Genomic DNA, 21,714 nt, shown 5'->3' on the forward strand with positions numbered 1-21,714 from the left:
CGCGGCCCGCGGTCAGGGTCGAGCCGCGGGCTCGGCCCCCCGAGGAGGCGCGGTGCTGCCGCGATCGACCAACTCGATGTCGGCGGCGGGGAACTGATCGACGCGCGGACCGCCCGCCAGCTCGCTGAGCAGCGCCCGCGTCGCCGTCGCACCCTGGTCGCTCGGAGACTGGGCGATCGTCGTGAGGCCGACGACCGGCCCGTATTCGTGACCGTCGATGCCGATGACCGAGACGTCGTCGGGCACCCGCAGCCCGGTCTCGCGAAGCGCGGTCAGCGCTCCGAAGGCCATCTCGTCGGACGTGGCGAAGACGGCGGTCGGCCGGTCGCCCCCGGCGAGCAGCGCCTGCATGGCCCGGTACCCGCCCGCGAACGTGAAGCCGCCGTCGAGCATCCAGTCGTCGCGCGCCGCGATGCCCTCGGTGGCGAGCTCGGCGATGAACCCGCGCCGTCGCTCCTGCGGGACGGCGACGTTCATGCCCGCCTCGTCGTACCCGCCGATGTGGGCGATCGCACGATGACCGAGGTCGAGCAGGTGCCGCGTCGCGAGCCGGGCCGCGGCGTCGTCGTCGATGCCGATGTGCCGGATGCCCGGCCCCGGCCCCCCGATGATGACGACGGGGTACTCGGTGAGGTGCAGCTGTTCGCGTTCGGTGTCGTCGAACGCCAGCGACAACAGGACGAGGGCGTCGACCCGCTGACGCAGCATCGAACGGTGGAACCCCCGGGCCTGGAACCCGTCGGGGCGACCGAGGTTGAACAGGATGAGGTCGTAGCCCGCTCGGCGCAGCTCGGCGTCGATGCCCTCCAGGGCGCGCATGTAGAACCAGCGGTTGATCGTCGGCACGACGACTCCGACCGCATGATGCCGCCCCGTCGCGAGACCCGCGGCCGCCGACGAGGGGATGTAGCCCAGTTCGTCGGCGACGTTCTTGACGGTCAACGTGGTCTCGGCCGAGACACCGGGAAGCCCGCGGAGCGCGCGCGACACGGTCGATTTGGAGAGGCCGGTCACCCGTGCGATCTGTTGGATACCGGTCACGGCGTCCACGGTAGCGGTCTCTTCTGACAGTCCCGGGCGTCAGCGGCGGTGCGCCGCGGCGGCCTCCGGCTCGGCGCGGACGAGCTGTCCGCGCCGACGCAGGAGGACGCCGAGGGTCACCACGAGGGCCAACAGCACCAGGGCGTAGGTGAGAGCCGGTTCGCCCGTGATCTCGCACACCACCGTGATCACGAAGAACGCGAGGGCGAAGAAGCCCGAGAAGCCGATCATCAGGTCGATCCGGTCGGTCGACCGTGTCGGTGCCACCCTGGCCATGGTCAGCCCTTCACTCCACCGGCGGTGAGGCCGGCAACGATGCGACGCTGGAAGATCAGCACGAGGATGACCAGCGGGATGGTGACGATCGTGCCGGCCGCCATGATGGCGGTGTACGGCTCCTGGTGCGGCTGGCTGCCGGCGAAGCTCGCGATCGCGACGGTCACGGGCTGCGTCGCGTCGCTCGACAGCTGGCTCGAGATCAAGTACTCGTTCCAGGACGAGATGAACGCGAGGATCGCGGTCGTGAACACCGCCGGGGCCGCCAGCGGCAGGATGATGCGCCGGAACGCCCCGATGCGGGTGCAGCCGTCGATGCGAGCCGCCTCCTCGAGATCCCACGGCATCTCCCGCAAGAAGGAGGTGAGCGTGTACACCGTCAACGGCAGCGCGAACGAGATGCTCGGCAGGATGAGCGCCTGGTACGAGCCCATCCAACCGATGTTCGTGAACAGCTGGAAGAGGGGCGTGATCAGCGCGACGCCGGGGAACATCGAGGCCGCGAGGATGAACCCGGCGATCAGCGACTTGCCCTTGAAGTCGAGGCGGGCCAGGGCGTAGGCCGCGGTCGTGCCGAAGAGCAGCGCGATCACGGTCACGGTGACCCCGATGAACGCGCTGTTCAGCAGGGCGCGGCCGAGGTGGTTGCCGAGGTCGGTCGAGAACGCCGTCCGGAAGTTGTCGAGCGTGACGTGCGTGGGCCACGGCGACGTGTCGAACGTGAAACCCACGTCCCGGAACGCGGTGACGATCATCCAGTAGAACGGCGCGAGGCACCAGACGGCGATCACGACGGCACTGATACCCGTCCTGACCGACGGCCCCCAGTGCCGCTTCGTGCGGACGACGGGCTCGGCGTGATCGGTGGCCCGCTCGCGGGCCCGGCTGCGCGGGAGGTCGGCGGCGACGGTCATTTCAGTTCACCCTTCTGCTGCGCGGCCTGCGTCTGCACCACGTTCGCCCCGAGGAAGCGGACGAAGATGAAGGCGACCAGGAACACGACGAGGAACGTGATGGTGGAGAGTGCGGAGGCGCTGTTGAAGCCCTGCCGGATCTGGTCGACGACCAGGATGGAGAGTGTGGTCGTCGCATTCCCGCTGCCACCGCCTCCCCCGGTCAGGATCGCCGGGAGGTCGTACATGCGGAGGGCGTCGAGCACCCGGAAGAGAATGGCGACCATGAGGGCGGGCCGCACGAGCGGCAGCGTGATCTGGGTGAACCGCTGGAAGGTGGACGCGCCGTCCATCTTGCTCGCTTCGTAGACCTCTTCCGGGATGAGCTGCAGCCCGGCCAGGATGAGCAGCGCCATGAACGGCGTCGTCTTCCAGGTGTCGGCCATCACGATCGCGAACTTCGCGGCCCACTCGTCACTCGTCCAGAGGATGTTGGTGTGCAGGATGTTGTTGAGGATGCCGTTGAAGTCGAAGATGAAGTACCAGAGCTTCGCGGTCACCGCCGTCGGGATGGCCCACGGCACGAGGATCGCCGCACGGACGAGCGCCCGGCCCTTGAAGTTGCGGTTCATGATGATGGCCATCCACACGCCGATGACCGTCTCGAGGGCGACCGTGACGACCGTGAAGAAGAACGTGTTGCCCATGGCCTGCCAGAAGACGGCGCCGATGGAGCCGGGCGGGCACGCGGTGGTACCGCCGCCCGAGGTCGTGCACTGCTGGAGCAGCCAGTGGGCGTAGTTCGAGGAGCCGGCGAATCCGCCGGCGACGAAGAGGCCGGTCGCCGGGTCGAGCCCCTGGTCCTTCTCGAACGACTGGATCACGGCCGAGACGACCGGGTAGCCGATGACGACGGCCAGCAGGAAGAACGTCGGGATGATCAGGTAGAGCGCCCAGCGACCGTGGGCTTCGTTGAGACCGCCGCGCTTGCGGCCGTCCGGTTTGCGCTGCGGGGTGCGTGCCGACGGGATCGTCGACGGGACATCGGTCAGAGCGGACACGAGGCCTCCTTGCCTGGAGTGTCGGGACGATGAAGGGGCCCGGAGGGGCGGCGGCGGAGAAGGCCGCCCCTCCGGGTCGGTGCGGCGCCCGGGTGGCACCGCACCGACGAGGGCCGGTCGGCGGGCTAGCCGGCGGACTTGACGGCGGCCTGCATGTCCTTCAGCGCCTGGTCGACGGTCTTGTCGCCCTTCAGCGCGGCGTAGCTGTTGTCCTGGATCGCCTTCGTGACGGCCGGGTAGAACGGCGTGACGGGACGCGGCACGGCGCTCTGGATCGACGTCTTCAGCACGGGCAGGTAGGGCAGCTTCTCGACCAGCGTCGGGTCGTCGTACAGGCTCTCGACCACGGGTGCGAGCGAGCCCTGCGTGGCGAAGAAGCTCTGCGTCTCGTTCGACTCCAGGAACTCGAGGAAGTCGTGCGCGGTGGCCTTGTGCTTCGAGTAGGCGCTGATCGCCGCGTTGTGACCGCCCAGGGTCGAGGCGCCGACGCCGGTGGCACCCGGGATCGGGGCGATCGCGAACGTGTCCTTCACCGTCGAGGAGCCGTCGGTCTTGGCCAGGTTGTAGACGTAGGGCCAGTTGCGGAGGAAGAGCAGCTTGCCGCTCTCGAACGCCGTGCGGCCCTGCTCCTCCTGGTACGTGATGGCCTCGGCCGGGATGTTGCCGTCCTTGAACGCGTCGACCAGGTTCTGCAGGCCCTTGGCCGCGTCGGAGGTGGTGAGCGTCGGGGTCTTGCCGTCCTTGTCCAGGACCGAGCCTCCGGCGCCGTTGATGGCCTCGGAGACGTTCACCGTCAGGCCCTCGTACTTGGCGAACTGGCCTGCGTAGCAGCCGATGCCGGCCTGCTTCGCGATGTCGCAGTCGGCCATCATCTCGGACCACGTCGTCGGCGGGGTCTTCACGAGGTCGCTGCGGTAGTAGAGCAGCGCGCCGTCGGAGGTCTGCGGGGCGGCGTACAGCGTGTTGTTGTAGGTCGCGGTCTTGACGGTGGCAGGGAGCAGCTTGCTCGTGTCGACGGCCATCTTGTCGGTCAGCGGCGTCAGCCAGCCCTTGGCGGCGAACTCGGCCGTCCACACGACGTCGACGTCGACCACGTCGTAGCCCGAGTCCTTGGCCTGGAAGTGCTGCACGAGGTCGTCGTGCTGCTGGTCGGCCTGGTCGCTCTGCTCCTTGAAGGTGACCTTCTCGTCGGGGTGCGCCGCGTTCCACTTGTCGAGGAGCGGCCGCACGACGTTGCTGTTGTCCTTGCCCTGGACGTACGTGATGGGGCCGCGGCTGTCTTGACCGGAGGAGGCGTCGCCCCCGGAGCTGCCCCCACCCGAACAACCCGCCAACGCCAGGCCGACAATGGCGACCCCGGCAACGGACGCGAGACGCATCTTCTTCATGGTTTCTCCTCGTTGAGACCACAGGCTTCGTTGCCTGATCGCTGGACTGTAACGCCCTCCCGTGGGTTGACGCAACCGGTTGCAGCAACCGGTTGCGAAAGCGTGATCAAGCCGAGGCATTTGTCGTGATCGCCCACGAATGGGGGCCAGACACGACGAGACCCTCGCGATGCCGCGAGACCCTCTCCCACAGGAGGGGGTCTCGCGGCATCGCGAGGGTCCGGGCCGGCCCCTGCGAGCCGGGCGACGCGATGCGCCGCTAGAGCGTGACGTCGATCTCGCGAAGCATGTCGGCCTCGATGGCGACCCGGACGTCCTCGAGCAGGCTGTCCGGGGCGGGGCTGTCGATGGTCAGCACGCTCAGCGCCTGGCCGCCCGCGCTGCGACGCGCGATCTGCATGCCGGCGATGTTGATGCCGGCGTCGCCGAACTGCTTGCCGTAGACCGCGACGATGCCCGGTCGGTCGGTGTAGAGCATGACGAGGTGGTGCGACGCGATCGGCACCTCGACGTCGTACCCGTTGATCTCGACGATCTTCTCGACCTGCTTGGTGCCCGTCAGGGTGCCCGAGACCGAGATCTGCGAGCCGTCGCTGAGCGAGCCGCGGATCGTCAGGACGTTGCGGTACTCCTCGCTCGTGGGGTCGGTCAGCAGTCGCACGGTCATGCCGCGCTGCTCGGCGAGGAGGGGCGCGTTGACGTAGCTGACCGACTCGCTGACGATGTTCGTGAAGATGCCCTTGAGCGCCGCGAGCTTGAGCACGCTGACGTCGTACTCCACGAGGTCTCCGCGGACCTCGACGTCGACGCTCGTCAGCGGGCTGTCGGCGAGACCGGCGAAGACCTGGCCGATCTTCTCGAGCAGCGGGATGCCGGGACGCACGTAAGGGTCGATGACACCGCCGGCGACGTTGACCGCGTCGGGGACGAGCTCGCCGCCGAGCGCGAGGCGCACGCTGCGCGCGACGGAGACGCCGGCCTTCTCCTGGGCCTCGTCCGTCGAGGCGCCGAGGTGCGGCGTGACGACGACGTTCTCGAGGCCGAGCAGACGCTGATCGACCGGGGGCTCCTTGACGAACACGTCGAGGCCGGCGCCGGCGATCTCGCCGGTGGTGAGCGCCTCGTACAGGCCGTCCTCGTCGATGAGGCCGCCGCGGGCGACGTTGACGACGAACGCCGTCTTCTTCATCTTCTTCATCTCGGCCAGGCCGATCATGCCGGTCGTCTCGGGCGTCTTCGGCATGTGGATCGTGACGAAGTCGGCGCGGGCCAGCAGGTCGTCGAGCGAGAGCAGGGTCACCCCGAGCTGCTGCGCACGCGCCGGCGTCACGTAGGGGTCGTAGGCCACGACGTCCACGCCGAACGCCTGCAGGCGTGCCGTGATCAGCGCACCGATCCGGCCGAGGCCGACGATGCCGACGGTCTTCTCGTACAGCTCGACACCGGTGTACTTCGAGCGCTTCCATTGCCCCTGCGCGAGGGCCGCATGGGCGGCCGGGATGTGACGGGCCAGGCTCAGGATGTGCCCGACGGTCAGCTCGGCGGCCGAGATGATGTTCGACGTCGGTGCGTTGACGACCATGACGCCGGCCGTGGTCGCCGCCTTGATGTCGACGTTGTCGAGACCGACGCCGGCCCGGGCGACGACGCGCAGACGCGGCGCGGCCGCGATGGCCTCGGCGTCGACCTGCGTCGCGGAGCGCACCAGGATCGCCTCGGCATCGGCGAGGGCCGACAACAGGGCGGATCGGTCGGTGCCGTCGACCGATCGGATGTCGAAGTCGGGCCCCAGGGCCTCGACCGTTGCGGGTGAGAGTTCTTCAGCGATCAGTACGACGGGCTTGGCCACGTGACAGTCAATCCTTTGCGGGAGGAGGCGGGGAACGCCGCGACGCGCCGTGGGCGCGGCTCCGGCCACTCTAGCGACTCGTCACGCCCGCGTCGGTCATGTGACGCCCGGCGCTCAGCCCCGGACCGAGGCCGTGAGCGTCAACGTCAGTGACGCGACCACGGCGAGGGCGGCGAGCAGCATCAGCGCGAACTGCCAGAGCACGCGCTTCCGCCCGAGCAGCACGGCCGCGCCGAACGCGACCGGTGGCAGCGCGACGTTCGCCACGAGGAGTGCCCACGGCGGCGTGACCACGAGACCGTCGAGACCGTTCTGCCGGTAGAACTCGTTGTTGGCGGTGAACGCCTTCGGCACCTCGATCAGGTTGCTGATCGCCTCGAAGAGGTCGTAGGCGAAGAACAGGGCGAAGGCGACCGCGACGATCACGGAGAGGACCCAGGAGGCACGGTGCGCGCCCCGCGCACCCGTCACGCCGGCGTCGGCCGGGTCGTCCGTCGCCCGGCCGTCGACCGGACGCCCCTGCTCGGCGCTCACGCCCCGCCTCCGATCAGGAGCGGCCACGGGGCCAACAGGAGTGCTCCCCCGGTCATGAGGAGGAGTCGTCTCGCCGTCCGGTGCCGCGGCACGAGCGCCATGACGGTCAGGAACCAGATGAACGGAGCGGCGACCGCGAGCAGCAGGCCCAGGCGCCACATGATCGTGCCGAACAGCGTCGCGAACGTGTACGCGAAGCCGCTCCAGGCCGCGATCCAGCCCGCCGTGCTCAGGAGGGCCACTCCCCCGAAGACGCCGTGACCGACGAGGGCGGCCGAACTCATCGTCCCGTCGGCATCGTCCGAGGTCGCGACGACGGGGGCCGACACGACATCGGGGCCCTCCACGTGACTGGCGTCGCGCTCGTCGCCCCAGGTCAGCGCCTCGTCCGCGTGCTCGTGCTCGTGCTCGTGCTCGTGCTCGTCGCCGACGGTCTCGTCTCCGACGGGCTCGTCGCCCGTCGCCCAGGGGCCCGTCGTCATACGGACAGTTTGGATGCGACCGCTGCCTCCAGCGCGGCGAAGAGCGGGTGCTCCGCGTCGACGCCGGTCAGGGTGACGACGAGCTCGCCGGCGGGCAGCCCCGAACGGAGCAGCGCCTGCAGCTCGACGCTCTCGACGTCGTCCGTGACCTCGAAGTCGAGGGCGGCACGCACGGCCCGCACCAGGGCGTCGGCCTCGAGGCCGCGCTCGGCGAGCTGGGTGGCCGGGCCGACGAAGCGCTCGTGGCGGCTGAGCTTGCGCAGCGGGTTGCGTCCGACTCGCTCGGTCGTGTCGGGGAGGTGCGGGTTCGAGATGCGGACGAGGTTCTTCTCGATGTACTGCTGCTGCACCTCGGGGTCGAGGCCGTGTTTCGCGACGAGCAGCGCCTTGGTCTCGGCGAGGGTGCCGCGCACCTCGGTCATGACCTCCGGGTCGGACAGCGCCTCGCGGATGCTGCCGAGCCCGCGGGCGAAGCCGTGATAGGCCGCCGCGGCGTGCGCCGTGTTGACGGTGAAGAGCTTCCGCTCGATGAAGGGCTCGAGGTCGTCGACCCAGGTGACGCCCTGGATCTCGGGACGGTGATCGCCGAACGGCTTGCTCTCGACGACCCACTCGAAGAAGGACTCGATCGTCACGTCGAGCGTGCCGGTGGCCTGCTCGGGCACGATGCGGTCGATCGCACAGTTGGCGAAGACGGCGTTGTCGGCGGGGTGGTGCGATCGGACGGCCTCGGCGAGCGAGTCGGTCGCGTTGATGGCGTTCTCGCACGCGATGACGGCCAGCGGCGCGAGGTCGGCCGAACGGGCCGCGAGGCCCTGGGCGATGACGGGGGCGACGAACGGGAGGATGCGGGCGCCGACGGCCGTCGTCACGATGTCGGCGGTCGCGATCTCGGCGACCAGCGCCTCCTCGTCGGAGCGGCTGTTGATGGCCCGGTAGCCGTCGACGACGGAGGTGCGGCTGTCTTCGCCGACCTCGTGCACCTCGAACGACGGCTGCTGCTGGAGCAGACCGATGAGTTCGTCGTTCACGTCGGCGAACACCACCTCGTACCCGCTCGCGTGCAGGAACTGCGCCACGAAGCCTCGACCGATGTTCCCCGCACCGAAGTGCACTGCCTTCTTGCTCAACGCCATGCCATAGATCATGCCATGCGCGCCCGCCGCGCCCGAACGCCGGGGTGCGGACGCGAGAAGACCCCGCTCGCGAGGCGAACGGGGTCTTCCGGTGACTCGAGCGTCAGCGCGCAGCGCTGCCGTCCACGTAGTCGCTGTCCTGCTGCTTCCAGGCGAACAGCGCGCGGAGCTCCTGGCCGGTGGCCTCGATGGGGTGCTCCTCGCCCTTCTTGCGCAGGGCCTTGAACTCGGGGGCTCCGGCGTCCTGGTCCTCGATGAACCGCTTGGCGAACGCACCCGACTGGATGTCGGCCAGCACGGCCTTCATGTTGTCCTTGACCGAGGGGTCGATCACGCGGGGGCCCGAGACGTAGTCGCCGTACTCGGCCGTGTCGGAGACGGACCAACGCTGCTTGGCGAGGCCGCCCTCCCAGATCAGGTCGACGATCAGCTTGAGCTCGTGCAGCACCTCGAAGTAGGCGATCTGCGGCTGGTAGCCGGCCTCGGTGAGCGTCTCGAAGCCGTACTGGATCAGCTGCGACGTGCCACCGCAGAGGACGGCCTGCTCGCCGAACAGGTCGGTCTCGGTCTCTTCGGTGAACGTGGTCTTGATGCCGCCGGCACGCAGGCCGCCGATGCCCTTGGAGTACGACCAGGCCAGATCCCAGGCCGAGCCCGACGCGTCGACCTCGACGGCGACGATGACGGGGACGCCGCGGCCGGCCTCGTACTCGCGGCGAACGGTGTGACCCGGGCCCTTGGGGGCGACGAGCACGACGTCGACGCCGGCGGGAGCCTCGATGTAGCCGAAGCGGATGTTGAAGCCGTGGCCGAACACGAGGGCCTTGCCCTCGGACAGGTTGGGCTCGACGTCGTCCTTGTAGAGGTGACGCTGCACCTGGTCGGGCGCGAGGATGACGATGACGTCGGCCCAGGCGGTCGCCTCCGACGGCACGAGCACCGTGAAGCCGGCCTCCTCGGCCTTGGCGCGGCTCTTCGACCCCTCCTGCAGACCGACGACGACCTCGACGCCCGAGTCGCGCAGGTTGAGTGCGTGGGCGTGGCCCTGCGAGCCGTAGCCGATGACGGCCACCTTCTTGCCCTGGATGATCGACAGGTCGGCGTCGTTGTCGTAGACGATTTCAGTCACAGTGGTGCTCTCCTTGGATGGTGACGGATGAGGTCGGACGAGGAGGCGCGGTGTGGCGCCCCTCGAGGGTTCAGTTCTTGAAGACGCGGTCGGTGATGGACTTGGCGCCGCGCCCGATGGCGAGCAGCCCCGACTGCGAGATCTCCTTGATGCCGTAGGGCTCGAGGACGCGGAGCAGGGCGTTGGTCTTGCCCGTGTCGCCCGTGACCTCGATGACGAGGGCGTCGGTCGAGACGTCGACGACGGAGGCACGGAACAGCGTGACGGCCTCGAGCACCTGGGACCGCGTCGTGTTGTCGACCCGGACCTTGATGAGCAGGTGTTCGCGCTGGACCGACTGGGAGTAGTCGAGTTCGACGATCTTGATCACGTTGATCAGCTTGTTGAGCTGCTTCGTGACCTGCTCGAGCGGCAGTTCTTCGACGTCGACGACGACCGTGATGCGGCTGAGGCCCTCGATCTCGCTCTTGCCGACGGCGAGGCTCTCGATGTTGAAGCCGCGGCGGGCGAAGAGGCCGGCGACACGGGTCAGCAGACCCGGTTTGTCTTCGACCAGCAGGGACAGGACGTGGCTCATGCGTGTTCTCCCGTCATGTCGCCGTCGCGGGTGGTGTCGGATGCGCTGCTGCCCGGCGCCTCGTCGTCCCATTCGGGCGCGAGTGCGCGGACGTGCTGGATCTCGGAGTTCGAGACCCCCTGCGGCACCATCGGCCACACCATGGCGTCACGGCTGACGACGAAGTCGATGACGACGGGTCGGTCGTTCGTGGCCAGGGCCAGCTCGATGGCGGCGTCGATCTCGTCCTCGCGGGTGACCCGGATGCCGAGCGCACCGTAGGCGTCGGCCAGCTTCACGAAGTCGGGCACCATGCGCGTCTCGTGACCCGTGTTCAGGTCGGTGAACGAGTGACGACCGTCGTAGAACAGCGTCTGCCACTGGCGCACCATGCCGAGCGACGAGTTGTTGATGATCGCGACCTTGATCGGGATGTCGTTGATGACGCAGGTCGCGAGCTCCTGATTGGTCATCTGGAAGCAGCCGTCGCCGTCGATCGCCCAGACGACGCGCTCGGGCTGGGCGACCTTCGCGCCCATCGCGGCGGGGACGGAGTAGCCCATCGTGCCCGCGCCTCCGGAGTTCAGCCAGGCGTGCGGCCGCTCGTACTCGATGAACTGCGCGGCCCACATCTGGTGCTGGCCGACTCCCGAGGCGTAGATGGCCTCGGGGCCGCTCAGCTGGCCGATGCGCTGGATGACCTTCTGCGGCGACAGCAGCCCGTCGTCGGGCTCGGTGTAGCCCAGCGGGAACTGCTCACGGAGGGCCGTCAGACGGCTCCACCACTCGGTCAGATCGGGCTTCTCGCCCGCGATCAGGTCGGTGTAGGCCGCGGTGAGGTCGGCGATGACGATCTTGGCGTCGCCGACGATCGGGACGTCGGCGATGCGGATCTTCGAGATCTCGGCGGGGTCGATGTCGACATGGACCACCTTCGCGTCGGGCGCGAAGAGGTCGGCCTTGCCGGTGACGCGGTCGTCGAAGCGGGCGCCGAGCGCGACGATGAGATCGCTCTCCTGGAGGCCGAGCACGGCCGGCACCGTGCCGTGCATGCCGGGCATGCCGAGGTGCTGGTGGTGCGAGTCGGGGAAGGCACCGCGGGCCATCAGGGTCGTGACCACCGGAGCGCCGGTCGCCTCGGCGAGGGCGAGCAGCTCGCTCGACGCCTCGGCACGGATGACGCCGCCACCCACGTAGAAGACGGGCTTCTTCGCGGCGGCGATGAGCTGCGCGGCGGCCAGGATCTGCTTGCCGTGCGCCTTCGTGACGGGACGGTAGCCGGGCAGGTCGACCTGCGGCGGCCAGACGAACGGAGCCGAGTTCTGCTGGGCGTCCTTCGTGACGTCGACGAGCACCGGGCCCGGACGACCCGTGCTGGCGATCTGGTACGCCGCGGCGAGGGTGGCCGGGATGTCCTCCGGCTTCGTCACGAGGAAGGAATGCTTCGTGATGGGCATCGTGATGCCGACGATGTCGGCCTCCTGGAACGCGTCCGTCCCCATCAGCGTCGAGAACACCTGACCGGTGATCGCGAGCATCGGGACCGAGTCCATGTACGCGTCGGCGATGGCGGTGACGAGGTTCGTCGCACCGGGACCCGAGGTCGCGATGGCGACACCGACCCGACCGGAGGCGGCCGCGTAGCCCTCGGCTGCGTGGCCCGCGCCCTGCTCGTGGCGCACGAGGATGTGACGGATGGCCTCGGACCCCATCAGCTCGTCGTAGAACGGGATGATGGCACCGCCCGGCAGGCCGAAGACATCGGTGACGCCGAGCTTCTCGAGGCTCTTGAGGATGGCACCCGAGCCCGTCAGGATCTCGGGGCCGGACGGGGCCGCGGAGGCAGCCGGTCGGGCCGGGGACGGCGTGGCCGTCGGCAGGGGTGTGGACTCTGGAGGCATCAGTGCCGGTTCCCTCTTCGATGTGGTGGGGCGATGGTGAGACGCGACCGCCCGGTGGGCCGACGATCGCGTCGTCGGCGACCCGGGCGGGCGCGAGGATCAGTACGTGACGGCGCCTTCGGCCGCGGAGCGGACCTGGCGGGCGTACTTGGCGAGGACACCCCGCGTGTAGCGCGGGGGAAGGGGAGCCCAGCCGTCACGGCGAGCGTCCAGCTCAGCCGGGTCGACGAGTAGGTCGATCGAGCGAGCCGCGATATCGACCCGAATCAGATCACCATCGCGCACGAAGGCGATGGGACCGGAGTCCACCGCTTCGGGTGCTACGTGGCCGATGCACAGGCCGGTTGTGCCGCCTGAGAATCGTCCGTCCGTCAACAGTAGTACATCTTTTCCGAGCCCTGCGCCCTTGATGGCGGCCGTGATGGCGAGCATCTCGCGCATGCCGGGGCCGCCCTTGGGGCCCTCGTAGCGGATGACGACGACGTCGCCCTTGGCGATCCGTCCCTCCGTGAGGGCGTCCATCGCCGCACGCTCGCGCTCGAAGACCCGAGCCGGGCCCTCGAAGATGTCGGCGTCGAAACCGGCCGTCTTCACGACGGCGCCCTCGGGGGCGAGCGAGCCGCTCAGCACGGTCAGGCCGCCCGTCGCGTGGATGGGATTGTCGAGCGTGCGCAGCACCTCGCCGTCGAGCGGCTTGGGCTTGATGTCGGCGAGGTTCTCGGCGACGGTCTTGCCGGTGACCGTCAGGCAGTCGCCGTGCAGCAGCCCCGCATCGAGCAGGGCCTTCATGACGACGGGCACGCCACCCATGCGGTCGACGTCGTTCATGACGTACTTGCCGAACGGCTTCAGGTCGCCGATGTGCGGCACCTTGTCGCCGATGCGGTTGAAGTCGTCGATCGTGAGGTCGACCTCGGCCTCGTAGGCGATGGCGAGCAGGTGCAGCACCACGTTGGTCGAGCCGCCGAACGCCATGGCGACCGCGATCGCGTTCTCGAACGCCTTCTTGGTCATGATGTCGCGTGCCGTGATGCCGAGGCGCAGCATGTTGACGACGGCCTCGCCCGAGCGGTGGGCGAAGTAGTCACGGCGACGGTCGGCCGAGGGCGGGGCGGCCGAGCCGGGCAGGCTCATGCCGAGTGCCTCGGCGACGCTCGCCATCGTGTTGGCCGTGTACATGCCGCCGCAGGCGCCCTCGCCCGGGACGATGGCGCACTCGATCGCCTTGAGGTCCTCGTCGCTGATCGTGCCCGCCTTGTAGGCGCCGACCGCCTCGAACGAGTCGATGATCGTGACGTTCTTCTCGGTGCCGTCGCTCAGCTTGACCCAGCCGGGGGCGACACTGCCCGCGTAGAGGAAGACGCTCGAGAGGTCGAGACGCGCCGCGGCCATCAGCATGCCGGGCAGCGACTTGTCGCAGCCGGCCAGCAGCACGGAGCCGTCGAGGCGCTCGGCCATCATGACGGTCTCGACGCTGTCGGCGATGACCTCGCGCGAGACGAGCGAGAAGTGCATGCCCTCGTGACCCATGGCGATGCCGTCGCTGACGGAGATCGTGCCGAACTGGAGCGGATAGCCGCCACCGGCGTGCACGCCCTCCTTCGCCCCCTGCGCGAGCCGGTCGAGCGACAGGTTGCACGGCGTGATCTCGTTCCAGCTGGACGCGATGCCGATCTGCGGCTTGTCCCAGTCGGCGTCACCCATGCCGACGGCGCGGAGCATGCCCCGCGAGGTGGTGGCCTCGACGCCGTCGGTGACGTCGCGACTCCGGGGCTTGATGTCGATGCTGCTGGTGTCGGCGTCCTTCGCGGCGCTGTCCTTCTCTGGCATGGGTCGAGTTTAGGGCGTTCGGCCCCGCCGTTCGTCCACGGAGGGGCGGTCATCCGACGGGGGTCACCGTGAGCTGCAGCAGACCGTCCCGGATGTTCCAGGAGGCGCGCGCGCCGGTGCCGTCCGCGTAATGCGTCTCGAGGTGGACCCCGCGGGCCACGGCACTCGACGCCGGCTGACAGGCCTGACCCCAGCCGCCGTGTGCGACGGTGACGAGGCAGAACCCGCCGTCGTCGCCCCGCCCGACCCAGACGTTGACGTCCGACACCGGGAAGGTCCGGCGCAGACTCGACGTCTCGATGCCGACCGTCTCGACCGGCGGCAGGTCCGAGGCCGTCTGCGGCAACCGGAAGAAGGTCTCCGTCAGCCGCTCCGGGTCGTCGTCGACGGGGCGACGCAGCGGGTCGGAGGCGAGCGCCGCGACCGGCGACGCCGTCGAGCCGGTCGCGTGCGTCGCCGCCCACCGGGAGGCGGACCACCAGGAGGCGCCGGTCACGAGCAGGACGACGACCAGCGCCGTCGAGGCGGTCACCTCGGCCCGGCGGCGGCTCGCCCGACGACGTGACTCCCTGCGCGACGCGACGTCGAGCGCCTCCCCCAGCGCGGCGAGCTCGTGCGCCCACGCCTCGGCACGGCAGCGGAGCAGGCGCCGTGCCTCCCGCGGGTCGACGACTCCCGCGCGGGGCCGGTCGAAGGCGGCGGTCCGCAGACCGTCCAGCTCGCGGCGGGGGTCGGGGCCGCCCGACGGCGTCACGAGACCCGGTTCCGCCAGCCAGCGGAGGAGATCGAGCGGGTCACCTCGACACGAACTGGTCTCGCGGAGCCGGGCGAGGGCACGGGGGTCCGCCGCGAACCGCCTCAGCAGCTCCCGGGCCTCGGTGGCGCTCACGACCGGGCCGGTCATGGCGACATGGTAGGCCGCGGATCAGCCCGTCACAACGGTTCGGCGCCGCCGCGGGTGCGGACCGGCGTCACCGACGAGAGTCGGAGCCGCCCGCGCTCTCGTCGCCCTCGGCGTCGTCGAGCATGTCGTCGTCGGCGGTGCCCTCAGCGGACTCGCCGTCGCCCGGACCGCCCGCCCCGCCGTCGCCCGCCCCGCCGTCGCCAGACGACGGCTCGACGCGACCCAGCTCCACCGCCAGCGCACCGGCCGACCCGACCGGCAGCAGGGACGTGTCGACGTCGTCGCTGCCTTCGATCTCGTCGGTCGCGTGCTCGACGGCCTCTTCGAGCTCGTCGACGACGAGGAGGTCGCGTCGAAGGTCGCCGTTGCGATAGCCGGCGCGACCGATCATGTGGGCCGAGACGGGGGCCGTCAGCATCTGGAACACGAGCACCACGAGCAGGGAGGCGACCGTGCCCACGGTGTGCTGGTCGAGCGCGATGGCGGCCAGGATGAGGATGAGCCCGAAGATCTGCGGTTTCGTGGCGGCGTGCATGCGCGACAGCGCGTCGGGGAACCGCAGCAGACCGATGCCCGCCGCGACGCTCAGCAGCGCCCCCGCGATGAGCATGACGGAACTCGCGACGTCGTAGAACGTGTCGAGCGCGGTCATGACGGGTCCTGCTTCGAGACGTAGCGGGCGACCGTGATGGAGCCGAACACGGCGGTGAGTGCCAGCACGATCATCACGGGCAGGGTGCGCGTGTGGTGGTTGAACACCATGTCGGCACCGAGCACGCAGATGAGGGTCGTCAACAGCATGTCGGACGCGATCATGCGGTCGAGGATCGCCGGGCCCTTGACGATGCGGATGACGGAGGCGACGGCCGCGAACGCGAACAGGACGCCGACCACCCAGGCGACGACGGTCATGAGACGAGTCCCTTCTCTTCGTCGCGGAGTCGGGCGAGGTCGTCGTCGCTGCCGAGCACGTGCACGAGGCGCGCCTCGACGGCCCAGACCCCCTCGCGGACGCGGACGACTCCCGCGGCGTCTCCGACGGACAGGGCGTGCAGATACAGGATGGAGCGCTCCCGGTCCGCCTCGACGACGAGCGAGCCGGGCACGAGCGAGACGGCCTCGGCGGTGATCGTCATGATGAAGTCGGATCGGGTGCGCAGCGGCACGGCGATGATTGCGTTGGCCCCGATACCGCGGGGACGGACGGCCTGCCAGCTGACCTGGACACTGGCCGCCGCGAGGTCGCGGAGGAAGGCGCCCAGGAACACGAAGGCCCAGAGCAGGTTGAACCGCCCGCTCAGCTCGACCGGCGGCAGGAAGAACACGCGGGTCACGAGCAGGGCCACGACGACACCGCTGACGAAGCTGAGCACGGTGAGCTGGTTCCAGAGGAACATCCAGAGCACGATCAGACCGATCAGCAGCGGGAGCTGCCGGAGCAGGCTCCGCCCGATCTCGTGGAGGGAGGGCTTCTGGCTCACGGCGTGCCCCCCTCGTCGCCGGTGACCGTGTCGCCCTCGCCCTCGGGGTAGACGAGCTGCACGTACGCGTTCGAGCCGTAGACCTTGCCCGCCGCCCGCTCGGCCACCCCGTAGAGCGGCCCGGCCGCGACGGTCAGCACGAGCGAGACGAGCACCATACCGGCCGTCGCGCCCACCATCGTGCGGGGGTTCGCCCGCTTCTGCTGGACGACCGTGCGACCCGGTGCCTCTTCGAGCTTCTCGGTGAGCGGCGACTCGTGGCTCTCGACATCCTTCTTCGGACGCCAGAAGGCGAGGTTCCAGGCGCGCATCAGGGCGTAGAGCGTGAGCAACGAGGTCAGGGCACCGGCCCCGATGAGCACGTAGACGAGCGGGTCGTGCAGGCGGGCGCCGGCGTCGAACAGGGCCAGCTTGCCGATGAAGCCGGAGAACGGTGGGATACCGCCCAGGTTCAGGGCCGGGATGAAGAAGAGGACGGCGACGACCGGGGCCGCCTTCAGGAGGCCACCCAGTCTCAGGATGGAGGCCGTGCCTCCTCGGCGCTCTATCAACCCCGCGGCGAGGAAGAGCGTCGTCTGGACGGTGATGTGGTGCACCACGTAGTAGATCGTGGCGGCGAGCCCCTCGACCGTGCCGAGGGCGATGCCGAAGATCATGTAGCCGATATGGCTGACCAGCGTGAACGAGAGCAGCCGCTTGATGTCGGCCTGGGCCACCGCGCCGAGGATTCCGACCACCATCGTCAGCAACGCGATGATCAGCAGGTAGACGTTGACGTTGCTCTCGACGAACAACACGGTCTCGGTGCGGATGATCGCGTACACGCCGACCTTGGTCAGAAGGCCCGCGAAGACGGCCGTGACCGGCGCGGGCGCCGTCGGGTAGGAGTCCGGCAGCCAGAACGACAGCGGGAAGACGGCGGCCTTGATGCCGAACGCCGTGAGGAGCATCACGTGGATGATCGCCTGCACGTCGGGCGGGATCGAGTCCATCTTCTGGGCGATGTCGGCGATGTTCACGGTGCCGAGCGCGCCGTAGATCATGGCGATGGAGGCGAGGAAGAGCATCGACGACACGAGGCTCACGACGATGTACGTCACGCCGGCCCGGATGCGTTGCTCGGTGCCGCCCAGCGTGATGAGCACGTAGCTGGCCACGAGCAGGATCTCGAACCCGACGTAGAGGTTGAACAGGTCGCCCGCGACGAAGGCGTCGAACACACCGGTGGCGAGGATGAGATAGGTCGGGTTGTAGATCGAGACCGGGGCGTCGCCGTCACCGTCGGCGTTGCCCTGCCCCACCGAGAAGATGAACACCGCCAGCAGGACGATCGACGAGATCGAGAGCATGAGGGCCGCGAGCCGGTCGACGACGAGCACGATGCCGAACGGGGCCTGCCAGCCTCCGATCTCGACCGCGATCGCCCCTTGGCCGTCGACGACCACGAGCAGCACGAGGCTGATGACGACGACCAGGGCGAGGGCCGTGATCGAGATGATCGCCTGGAGGCGCGGCCTGCGCCCCGCGATCAACGCGGCTCCGGCGCCGATCAGCGGGATGAGGACGACGAGAGGGACGAGTGCGCTCATCGGTCGGCCTCTTCTCGATGGTCTCGGCTGGGGGCTGTGTCGTCGGCGTGGACCGCCGCCTCGGCGCGTTCGCCGAACTCGGTGTCGTCGGTATCGGTGCCGGCGCCCGCCTCGGCTCCCCCGGCCTCGGTCGGCACACCGCGCCGCCCGATCTCGCGGTCCTCGACGTCATCGGCGACCGTGTCCTCGCGGGCGAGGCGCCAGGAGCGGTAGATCAACGCGAGCAGGAAGGCCGAGACACCGAACGTGATGACGATGGCGGTCAGCACGAGGGCCTGCGGCAGCGGGTCGGCGAAGTCGGCGGGCGAGGACTCGCCATCGACGATCGGGGCCGCGCCCCGGCGCCCCGCCATGATCAGGATCAGGATGTTGGTCGCGTTGCCCACGAGCAGGAACCCGAGCAGGACGCGGGTCATGCTGCGTTCGAGCAGCAGGTAGACGCCACAGGCGTAGAGCGCGGCCATCACGACGATCAACACGAGGGAGACGCTCACGATGCAGCACCTCCTCTCGTGGTGTCGTCGGTGTCGGCGGTCTGTCGGCTGGTCGAGGTGACGGGTTCGAACCCCTGCGCGTTCGACAGGACTTCGTCTTCGGGCGGCAGATCGCCCGAGGCGCGTGCCTCCTCGTCGACCTCCTCTTGCCGATCGACCTCGGCACCGAGGCTCCGCAGCACGTCGAGCACGAGCCCGACGACCACGAGGTAGACGCCGATGTCGAAGAACGTCGAGGTGACGAACTCGAGGTGACCGAGCACCGGCACCTCGGTCTCGAACCAGGTCGAGGTGAGCGCGTCGACGCCGAACAGCAGCGGGACGGTCGCCGTACCGACGACGAGCAGCAGCCCGGAGCCGAGCAGCTTGCCGGCGTCGAGGGGTGCCGCGGCACCGAGTTCGTAGCGTCCGCCGGCGAGGTAGCGGGCGACGAACGCCATGCCCGCGACGAGCCCACCGGCGAAACCGCCGCCCGGTGCATTGTGACCGGCGAACAGGAGGTAGATCGAGACGACGACGATGGCGTGGAACACCAGCCGCACGACGACCTCGAGCAGGATGGATCTGTTCTGCGGGGCGAGCTTCCGGCCGGCGAGCAGCCACGCACGACGATCACCCTCGTCGGAGCCGCCGATCTCGATGGTCTTCCCGCCCTCGGTCACGACGGCGGCCGGCTCGCGCACCGGCCGGACACGGGCCATGAAGCGCTGCGCCCGCGTGCGACGCTCGGGCCGCGGCAGCACGTCGGTGCGCGAGGTGAGGAAGACGAGGCTCGCGACACCGGTCGCCGCGACGATGAGGACGGCGATCTCGCCCATCGTGTCCCAGCCGCGGATGTCGACCAGGGTGACGTTCACGACGTTCTTGCCGTGGCCGCCCGAGACGGCCAGGTCGGGGAACTCCCCCGAGATCGTGTCGAGGCTGCGGGCGCCGAGCGCGACGACGGCGATCACGGCCATCACGGACCCCACGGCGATGCCGATCACGGCCCGGATCACGCGATGCGTGCTGCCGTTGCGATCGCCGAGCTGGGCGGGGAGGCGGCGCAACACGAGGACGAAGGCGATCAGCGTGATGGTCTCGATCAGCACCTGGGTCAGGGCGAGGTCTGGCGCACCGTGCAGGGCGAAGAGCGCCGCCATGCCGTAGCCGATGACACCGACCAGGACGACCGCCTGGAACCTCTTGTTCGACCGTGCGGCGGCGATCGCACCCACGATCATGAGCACGCCGATCGCGAGCTGGGCCGGGTAGTCCCAGAGGACGGCGGTGTCGGGCCAGCTGCGGTTGGACGACAGCGTGACCACCGACGAGACGATGAACACGACGAGGATCGTCGACAGGTAGAACGGGAGCGAACCGCGCTGGGTCGCCGCGGTGGTGCGCGATGCCGTCCGGTCGATCCCGGCCATGATCGACACGTACACGTCGGAGGCACGGGGCATGAACGACATCGCGCTCTGGGCCGACGAGACGCGCTCGCGTCGCCAGAACAGCAGTGCTCCCACCGCGAGCGACAGGGCGGTCAGCCCGAGCGCGGGCTCGAACCCGTGCCAGAGTGCGAGATGGTACGGGCCGTGCTCGCCCGCCTCGCCGGGCACCGTGTCGGCGTAGAGGGCGATGACCTTGTCGAGAGGACCGGCCAGGAACCCGAGGGCCAGGCTGAGCGCCGCGAGGACGGCCGGCGAGAAGAGGAAGTCGATGTGCTCGCGGACGAACTCGACGGGCTCGACGCCCCGCTTGGAGGCGAATGCGCCCCAGAGGAACCGCAGGCTGTAGGCCACGGTGAGGATCGACCCGACCACCACGCCGATCAGCGCGACCCATGCGAGCGCGCCGCCGTGCGCGGTGTCGTCGAGCAGGGCGGTCAGGACGGCCTCTTTCGCGACGAAGCCGAAGGTCGGCGGGAACCCGGCCATGGACGCGAGCGCGATGACGGTGATGACGAGCAGCACGGGCGCCTGCCGGCCGAGTCCGCTGAGCTTGCGCAGGTCGCGGGTGCCCGTGCGGTGGTCGATCACGCCGACGACGAGGAAGAGCGTCGCCTTGAACAGGGCGTGGGCGACGAGCAGGGCGAGCCCCGCGAGGGCCGCGTCACGGGTGCCGTAGCCCGCGACGATGGTGAGGAAGCCGAGTTGGCTCACGGTGCCGTAGGCGAGGACGAGCTTGAGGTCGTGCTGACGCAGCGCCCGGTAGCCACCGAGGAGCATGGTCACGACGCCGAAGAGGACGATGACCTCTTGCCAGCCCGGCGAGTCGTGATAGCCCGGTGCCAGGCGCGCGACGAGGTAGATGCCGGCCTTGACCATCGCGGCCGCGTGGAGGTAGGCGCTGACGGGGGTGGGCGCCGCCATCGCGGCGGGCAGCCAGAAGTGGAACGGGATGAGCGCCGACTTCGACAGCGCCCCCGCGAGCACGAGGATGACGGCCACCGTGACGGCCGTGCCGCTCGGCGGTGACGCGACGAGGGCCGACAGGGACGAGGTACCGCCGGCCACGCTCAGCATGACGAGACCCACCAGCATGGCGAGCCCGCCGGCCGTGGTGACGATGAGCGCCTGGAGAGCGGCACTGCGGCTGGCCTGCTTGCCGGTGTTGTGACCGATCAGCAGATAGGAGAAGACGCTCGTCGCCTCCCAGAAGACGAAGAGCACGAAGACGTCGTCGCTCGTGACGAGACCGTACATGGCGCCGGCGAAGGCGACGAGCACGGCGGCGAAGCGCCCGAGGCCCGCGTCGTCGGACCGGAAGTACCGCGCGCAGTAGACGAGCACGAGACCGCCGACGAAAGAGACGATCAGCGCGAGGACCCAGGCCAGCGCGTCCATCCGCATCGACAGGGCGACGTCGAGCTGCGGAATCCACGGGACCGACTCGGTGGGCACCCGACCCGCGAGCACGTCGGGCCCCTGGAGGGCCGTGTAGACGGTGACGCCGAACGGGACGATGGAGGCCCAGAGGAACAGACTCGTACCGAGGCGGCGCCCGAGGGCGGCGATGACGATCGCTGCGACGGCGAACGCCGAGAGTGCGATGATCATCGGCACCTCCGTCGGCTGGCGACCTCGTCATGTCACGGGGATGCGTGACGGCGGGGAGTCGGGCGGAGATTCCATCTTACCTTGCCGCCACCTGGGAGTCCGGGTCAGAGGACATCACGACCGTACAAG

The 21,714-nt window shown here is 69.5% G+C and carries 20 protein-coding genes; all 20 read right to left on the reverse strand.

Annotated features, from left to right (window positions below; genetic code table 11):
- Positions 1 to 12: 12 nt before the first annotated feature.
- The 20 genes from ACPEEZ_RS09960 to ACPEEZ_RS10055 all read right to left on the reverse strand — a co-directional run bounded on the left by ACPEEZ_RS09960 (position 13) and on the right by ACPEEZ_RS10055 (position 21,585).
- A complete protein-coding gene (locus tag ACPEEZ_RS09960) occupies positions 13 to 1,041 on the reverse strand; it encodes a LacI family DNA-binding transcriptional regulator (RefSeq protein WP_423918205.1) in 1,029 nt (342 codons plus the stop codon).
- Between the two features lie 39 nt (positions 1,042 to 1,080).
- Entirely contained in the window at positions 1,081 to 1,317 is a 237-nt protein-coding gene (locus ACPEEZ_RS09965; protein WP_423918208.1) for a hypothetical protein, read from the reverse strand.
- Between the two features lie 2 nt (positions 1,318 to 1,319).
- The gene (locus ACPEEZ_RS09970) at positions 1,320 to 2,231 is read right to left on the reverse strand and encodes a carbohydrate ABC transporter permease (RefSeq protein WP_423918211.1); all 912 of its coding nucleotides are present in this window, start codon (positions 2,229 to 2,231) and stop codon (positions 1,320 to 1,322) included.
- Positions 2,228 to 3,154 carry a carbohydrate ABC transporter permease gene (locus ACPEEZ_RS09975; RefSeq protein WP_423924234.1) on the reverse strand — a complete coding sequence of 309 codons (927 nt, stop codon included), beginning with the start codon at positions 3,152 to 3,154 and terminating at the stop codon, positions 2,228 to 2,230. The genes ACPEEZ_RS09970 and ACPEEZ_RS09975 overlap by 4 nt, the downstream gene beginning before the upstream one ends.
- A 242-nt stretch (positions 3,155 to 3,396) precedes the next feature.
- Entirely contained in the window at positions 3,397 to 4,659 is a 1,263-nt protein-coding gene (locus ACPEEZ_RS09980) for an ABC transporter substrate-binding protein (RefSeq protein ID WP_423918214.1), read from the reverse strand.
- A gap of 259 nt (positions 4,660 to 4,918) precedes the next feature.
- Positions 4,919 to 6,508 carry a phosphoglycerate dehydrogenase gene (gene serA / locus ACPEEZ_RS09985; protein ID WP_423918217.1) on the reverse strand — a complete coding sequence of 530 codons (1,590 nt, stop codon included), beginning with the start codon at positions 6,506 to 6,508 and terminating at the stop codon, positions 4,919 to 4,921.
- Positions 6,509 to 6,622: 114 nt separating this feature from the next.
- Positions 6,623 to 7,042, reverse strand: coding sequence for a hypothetical protein (locus ACPEEZ_RS09990; RefSeq protein ID WP_423918219.1), 420 nt, complete (start codon positions 7,040 to 7,042; stop codon positions 6,623 to 6,625).
- Positions 7,039 to 7,524: a hypothetical protein gene (locus ACPEEZ_RS09995; RefSeq protein ID WP_423918222.1), complete on the reverse strand. Its 486-nt coding sequence runs from the start codon at positions 7,522 to 7,524 to the stop codon at positions 7,039 to 7,041. Before ACPEEZ_RS09995 ends, ACPEEZ_RS09990 begins: the two co-directional genes overlap by 4 nt.
- A complete protein-coding gene (locus tag ACPEEZ_RS10000) occupies positions 7,521 to 8,660 on the reverse strand; it encodes a mannitol-1-phosphate 5-dehydrogenase (RefSeq protein WP_423918224.1) in 1,140 nt (379 codons plus the stop codon). The genes ACPEEZ_RS09995 and ACPEEZ_RS10000 overlap by 4 nt, the downstream gene beginning before the upstream one ends.
- Positions 8,661 to 8,763: 103 nt before the next feature.
- The gene (ilvC, locus tag ACPEEZ_RS10005; RefSeq protein WP_423918227.1) at positions 8,764 to 9,789 is read right to left on the reverse strand and encodes a ketol-acid reductoisomerase; all 1,026 of its coding nucleotides are present in this window, start codon (positions 9,787 to 9,789) and stop codon (positions 8,764 to 8,766) included.
- A 70-nt stretch (positions 9,790 to 9,859) separates the two neighbouring features.
- Complete coding sequence (gene ilvN, locus ACPEEZ_RS10010) at positions 9,860 to 10,366, reverse strand: acetolactate synthase small subunit (protein ID WP_423918230.1); 507 nt, start codon at positions 10,364 to 10,366, stop codon at positions 9,860 to 9,862.
- Positions 10,363 to 12,246, reverse strand: coding sequence for an acetolactate synthase large subunit (locus ACPEEZ_RS10015; RefSeq protein ID WP_423918233.1), 1,884 nt, complete (start codon positions 12,244 to 12,246; stop codon positions 10,363 to 10,365). The genes ilvN and ACPEEZ_RS10015 overlap by 4 nt, the downstream gene beginning before the upstream one ends.
- 99 nt (positions 12,247 to 12,345) lie before the next feature.
- Positions 12,346 to 14,076: a dihydroxy-acid dehydratase gene (gene ilvD / locus ACPEEZ_RS10020; RefSeq protein ID WP_423918236.1), complete on the reverse strand. Its 1,731-nt coding sequence runs from the start codon at positions 14,074 to 14,076 to the stop codon at positions 12,346 to 12,348.
- Positions 14,077 to 14,125: 49 nt separating this feature from the next.
- Positions 14,126 to 14,980 (reverse strand): hypothetical protein, encoded by an 855-nt coding sequence (locus ACPEEZ_RS10025; RefSeq protein ID WP_423918239.1) that lies wholly within the window; start codon positions 14,978 to 14,980, stop codon positions 14,126 to 14,128.
- Between the two features lie 67 nt (positions 14,981 to 15,047).
- The gene (gene mnhG, locus ACPEEZ_RS10030; RefSeq protein WP_423918241.1) at positions 15,048 to 15,632 is read right to left on the reverse strand and encodes a monovalent cation/H(+) antiporter subunit G; all 585 of its coding nucleotides are present in this window, start codon (positions 15,630 to 15,632) and stop codon (positions 15,048 to 15,050) included.
- Positions 15,629 to 15,892 (reverse strand): monovalent cation/H+ antiporter complex subunit F, encoded by a 264-nt coding sequence (locus ACPEEZ_RS10035; protein ID WP_423918244.1) that lies wholly within the window; start codon positions 15,890 to 15,892, stop codon positions 15,629 to 15,631. The genes mnhG and ACPEEZ_RS10035 overlap by 4 nt, the downstream gene beginning before the upstream one ends.
- Positions 15,889 to 16,461 carry a Na+/H+ antiporter subunit E gene (locus ACPEEZ_RS10040; RefSeq protein ID WP_423918247.1) on the reverse strand — a complete coding sequence of 191 codons (573 nt, stop codon included), beginning with the start codon at positions 16,459 to 16,461 and terminating at the stop codon, positions 15,889 to 15,891. The genes ACPEEZ_RS10035 and ACPEEZ_RS10040 overlap by 4 nt, the downstream gene beginning before the upstream one ends.
- Positions 16,458 to 18,050, reverse strand: coding sequence for a Na+/H+ antiporter subunit D (locus tag ACPEEZ_RS10045; RefSeq protein WP_423918249.1), 1,593 nt, complete (start codon positions 18,048 to 18,050; stop codon positions 16,458 to 16,460). The genes ACPEEZ_RS10040 and ACPEEZ_RS10045 overlap by 4 nt, the downstream gene beginning before the upstream one ends.
- Entirely contained in the window at positions 18,047 to 18,544 is a 498-nt protein-coding gene (locus ACPEEZ_RS10050; protein ID WP_423918252.1) for a Na(+)/H(+) antiporter subunit C, read from the reverse strand. The genes ACPEEZ_RS10045 and ACPEEZ_RS10050 overlap by 4 nt, the downstream gene beginning before the upstream one ends.
- A complete protein-coding gene (locus tag ACPEEZ_RS10055) occupies positions 18,541 to 21,585 on the reverse strand; it encodes a Na+/H+ antiporter subunit A (protein WP_423918255.1) in 3,045 nt (1,014 codons plus the stop codon). Before ACPEEZ_RS10055 ends, ACPEEZ_RS10050 begins: the two co-directional genes overlap by 4 nt.
- Between the last annotated feature and the right edge of the window lie 129 nt (positions 21,586 to 21,714).

It is taken from the genome of Frigoribacterium sp. 2-23, from assembly GCF_049601585.1.
In the GTDB taxonomy this organism is placed as follows: domain Bacteria; phylum Actinomycetota; class Actinomycetes; order Actinomycetales; family Microbacteriaceae; genus Frigoribacterium.

Excerpts from the sequence above, each read along its gene's own strand:
- ACPEEZ_RS09980 (WP_423918214.1), bottom strand. The coding sequence starts at position 4,659 with ATGAAGAAGATGCGTCTCGCGTCCGTTGCCGGGGTCGCCATTGTCGGC.
- ACPEEZ_RS09970 (WP_423918211.1), bottom strand. The coding sequence starts at position 2,231 with ATGACCGTCGCCGCCGACCTCCCGCGCAGCCGGGCCCGCGAGCGGGCC.
- ilvD (WP_423918236.1), bottom strand. The coding sequence starts at position 14,076 with ATGCCAGAGAAGGACAGCGCCGCGAAGGACGCCGACACCAGCAGCATC.
- ACPEEZ_RS10025 (WP_423918239.1), bottom strand. The coding sequence starts at position 14,980 with ATGACCGGCCCGGTCGTGAGCGCCACCGAGGCCCGGGAGCTGCTGAGG.
- ACPEEZ_RS10015 (WP_423918233.1), bottom strand. The coding sequence starts at position 12,246 with ATGCCTCCAGAGTCCACACCCCTGCCGACGGCCACGCCGTCCCCGGCC.
- ACPEEZ_RS10035 (WP_423918244.1), bottom strand. The coding sequence starts at position 15,892 with ATGACCGTCGTCGCCTGGGTGGTCGGCGTCCTGTTCGCGTTCGCGGCC.
- ACPEEZ_RS09965 (WP_423918208.1), bottom strand. The coding sequence starts at position 1,317 with ATGGCCAGGGTGGCACCGACACGGTCGACCGACCGGATCGACCTGATG.
- ACPEEZ_RS09995 (WP_423918222.1), bottom strand. The coding sequence starts at position 7,524 with ATGACGACGGGCCCCTGGGCGACGGGCGACGAGCCCGTCGGAGACGAG.
- ACPEEZ_RS10045 (WP_423918249.1), bottom strand. The coding sequence starts at position 18,050 with ATGAGCGCACTCGTCCCTCTCGTCGTCCTCATCCCGCTGATCGGCGCC.
- ACPEEZ_RS10055 (WP_423918255.1), bottom strand. The coding sequence starts at position 21,585 with ATGATCATCGCACTCTCGGCGTTCGCCGTCGCAGCGATCGTCATCGCC.
- mnhG (WP_423918241.1), bottom strand. The coding sequence starts at position 15,632 with ATGACCGCGCTCGACACGTTCTACGACGTCGCGAGTTCCGTCATGCTC.
- ACPEEZ_RS10000 (WP_423918224.1), bottom strand. The coding sequence starts at position 8,660 with ATGGCGTTGAGCAAGAAGGCAGTGCACTTCGGTGCGGGGAACATCGGT.
- ilvN (WP_423918230.1), bottom strand. The coding sequence starts at position 10,366 with ATGAGCCACGTCCTGTCCCTGCTGGTCGAAGACAAACCGGGTCTGCTG.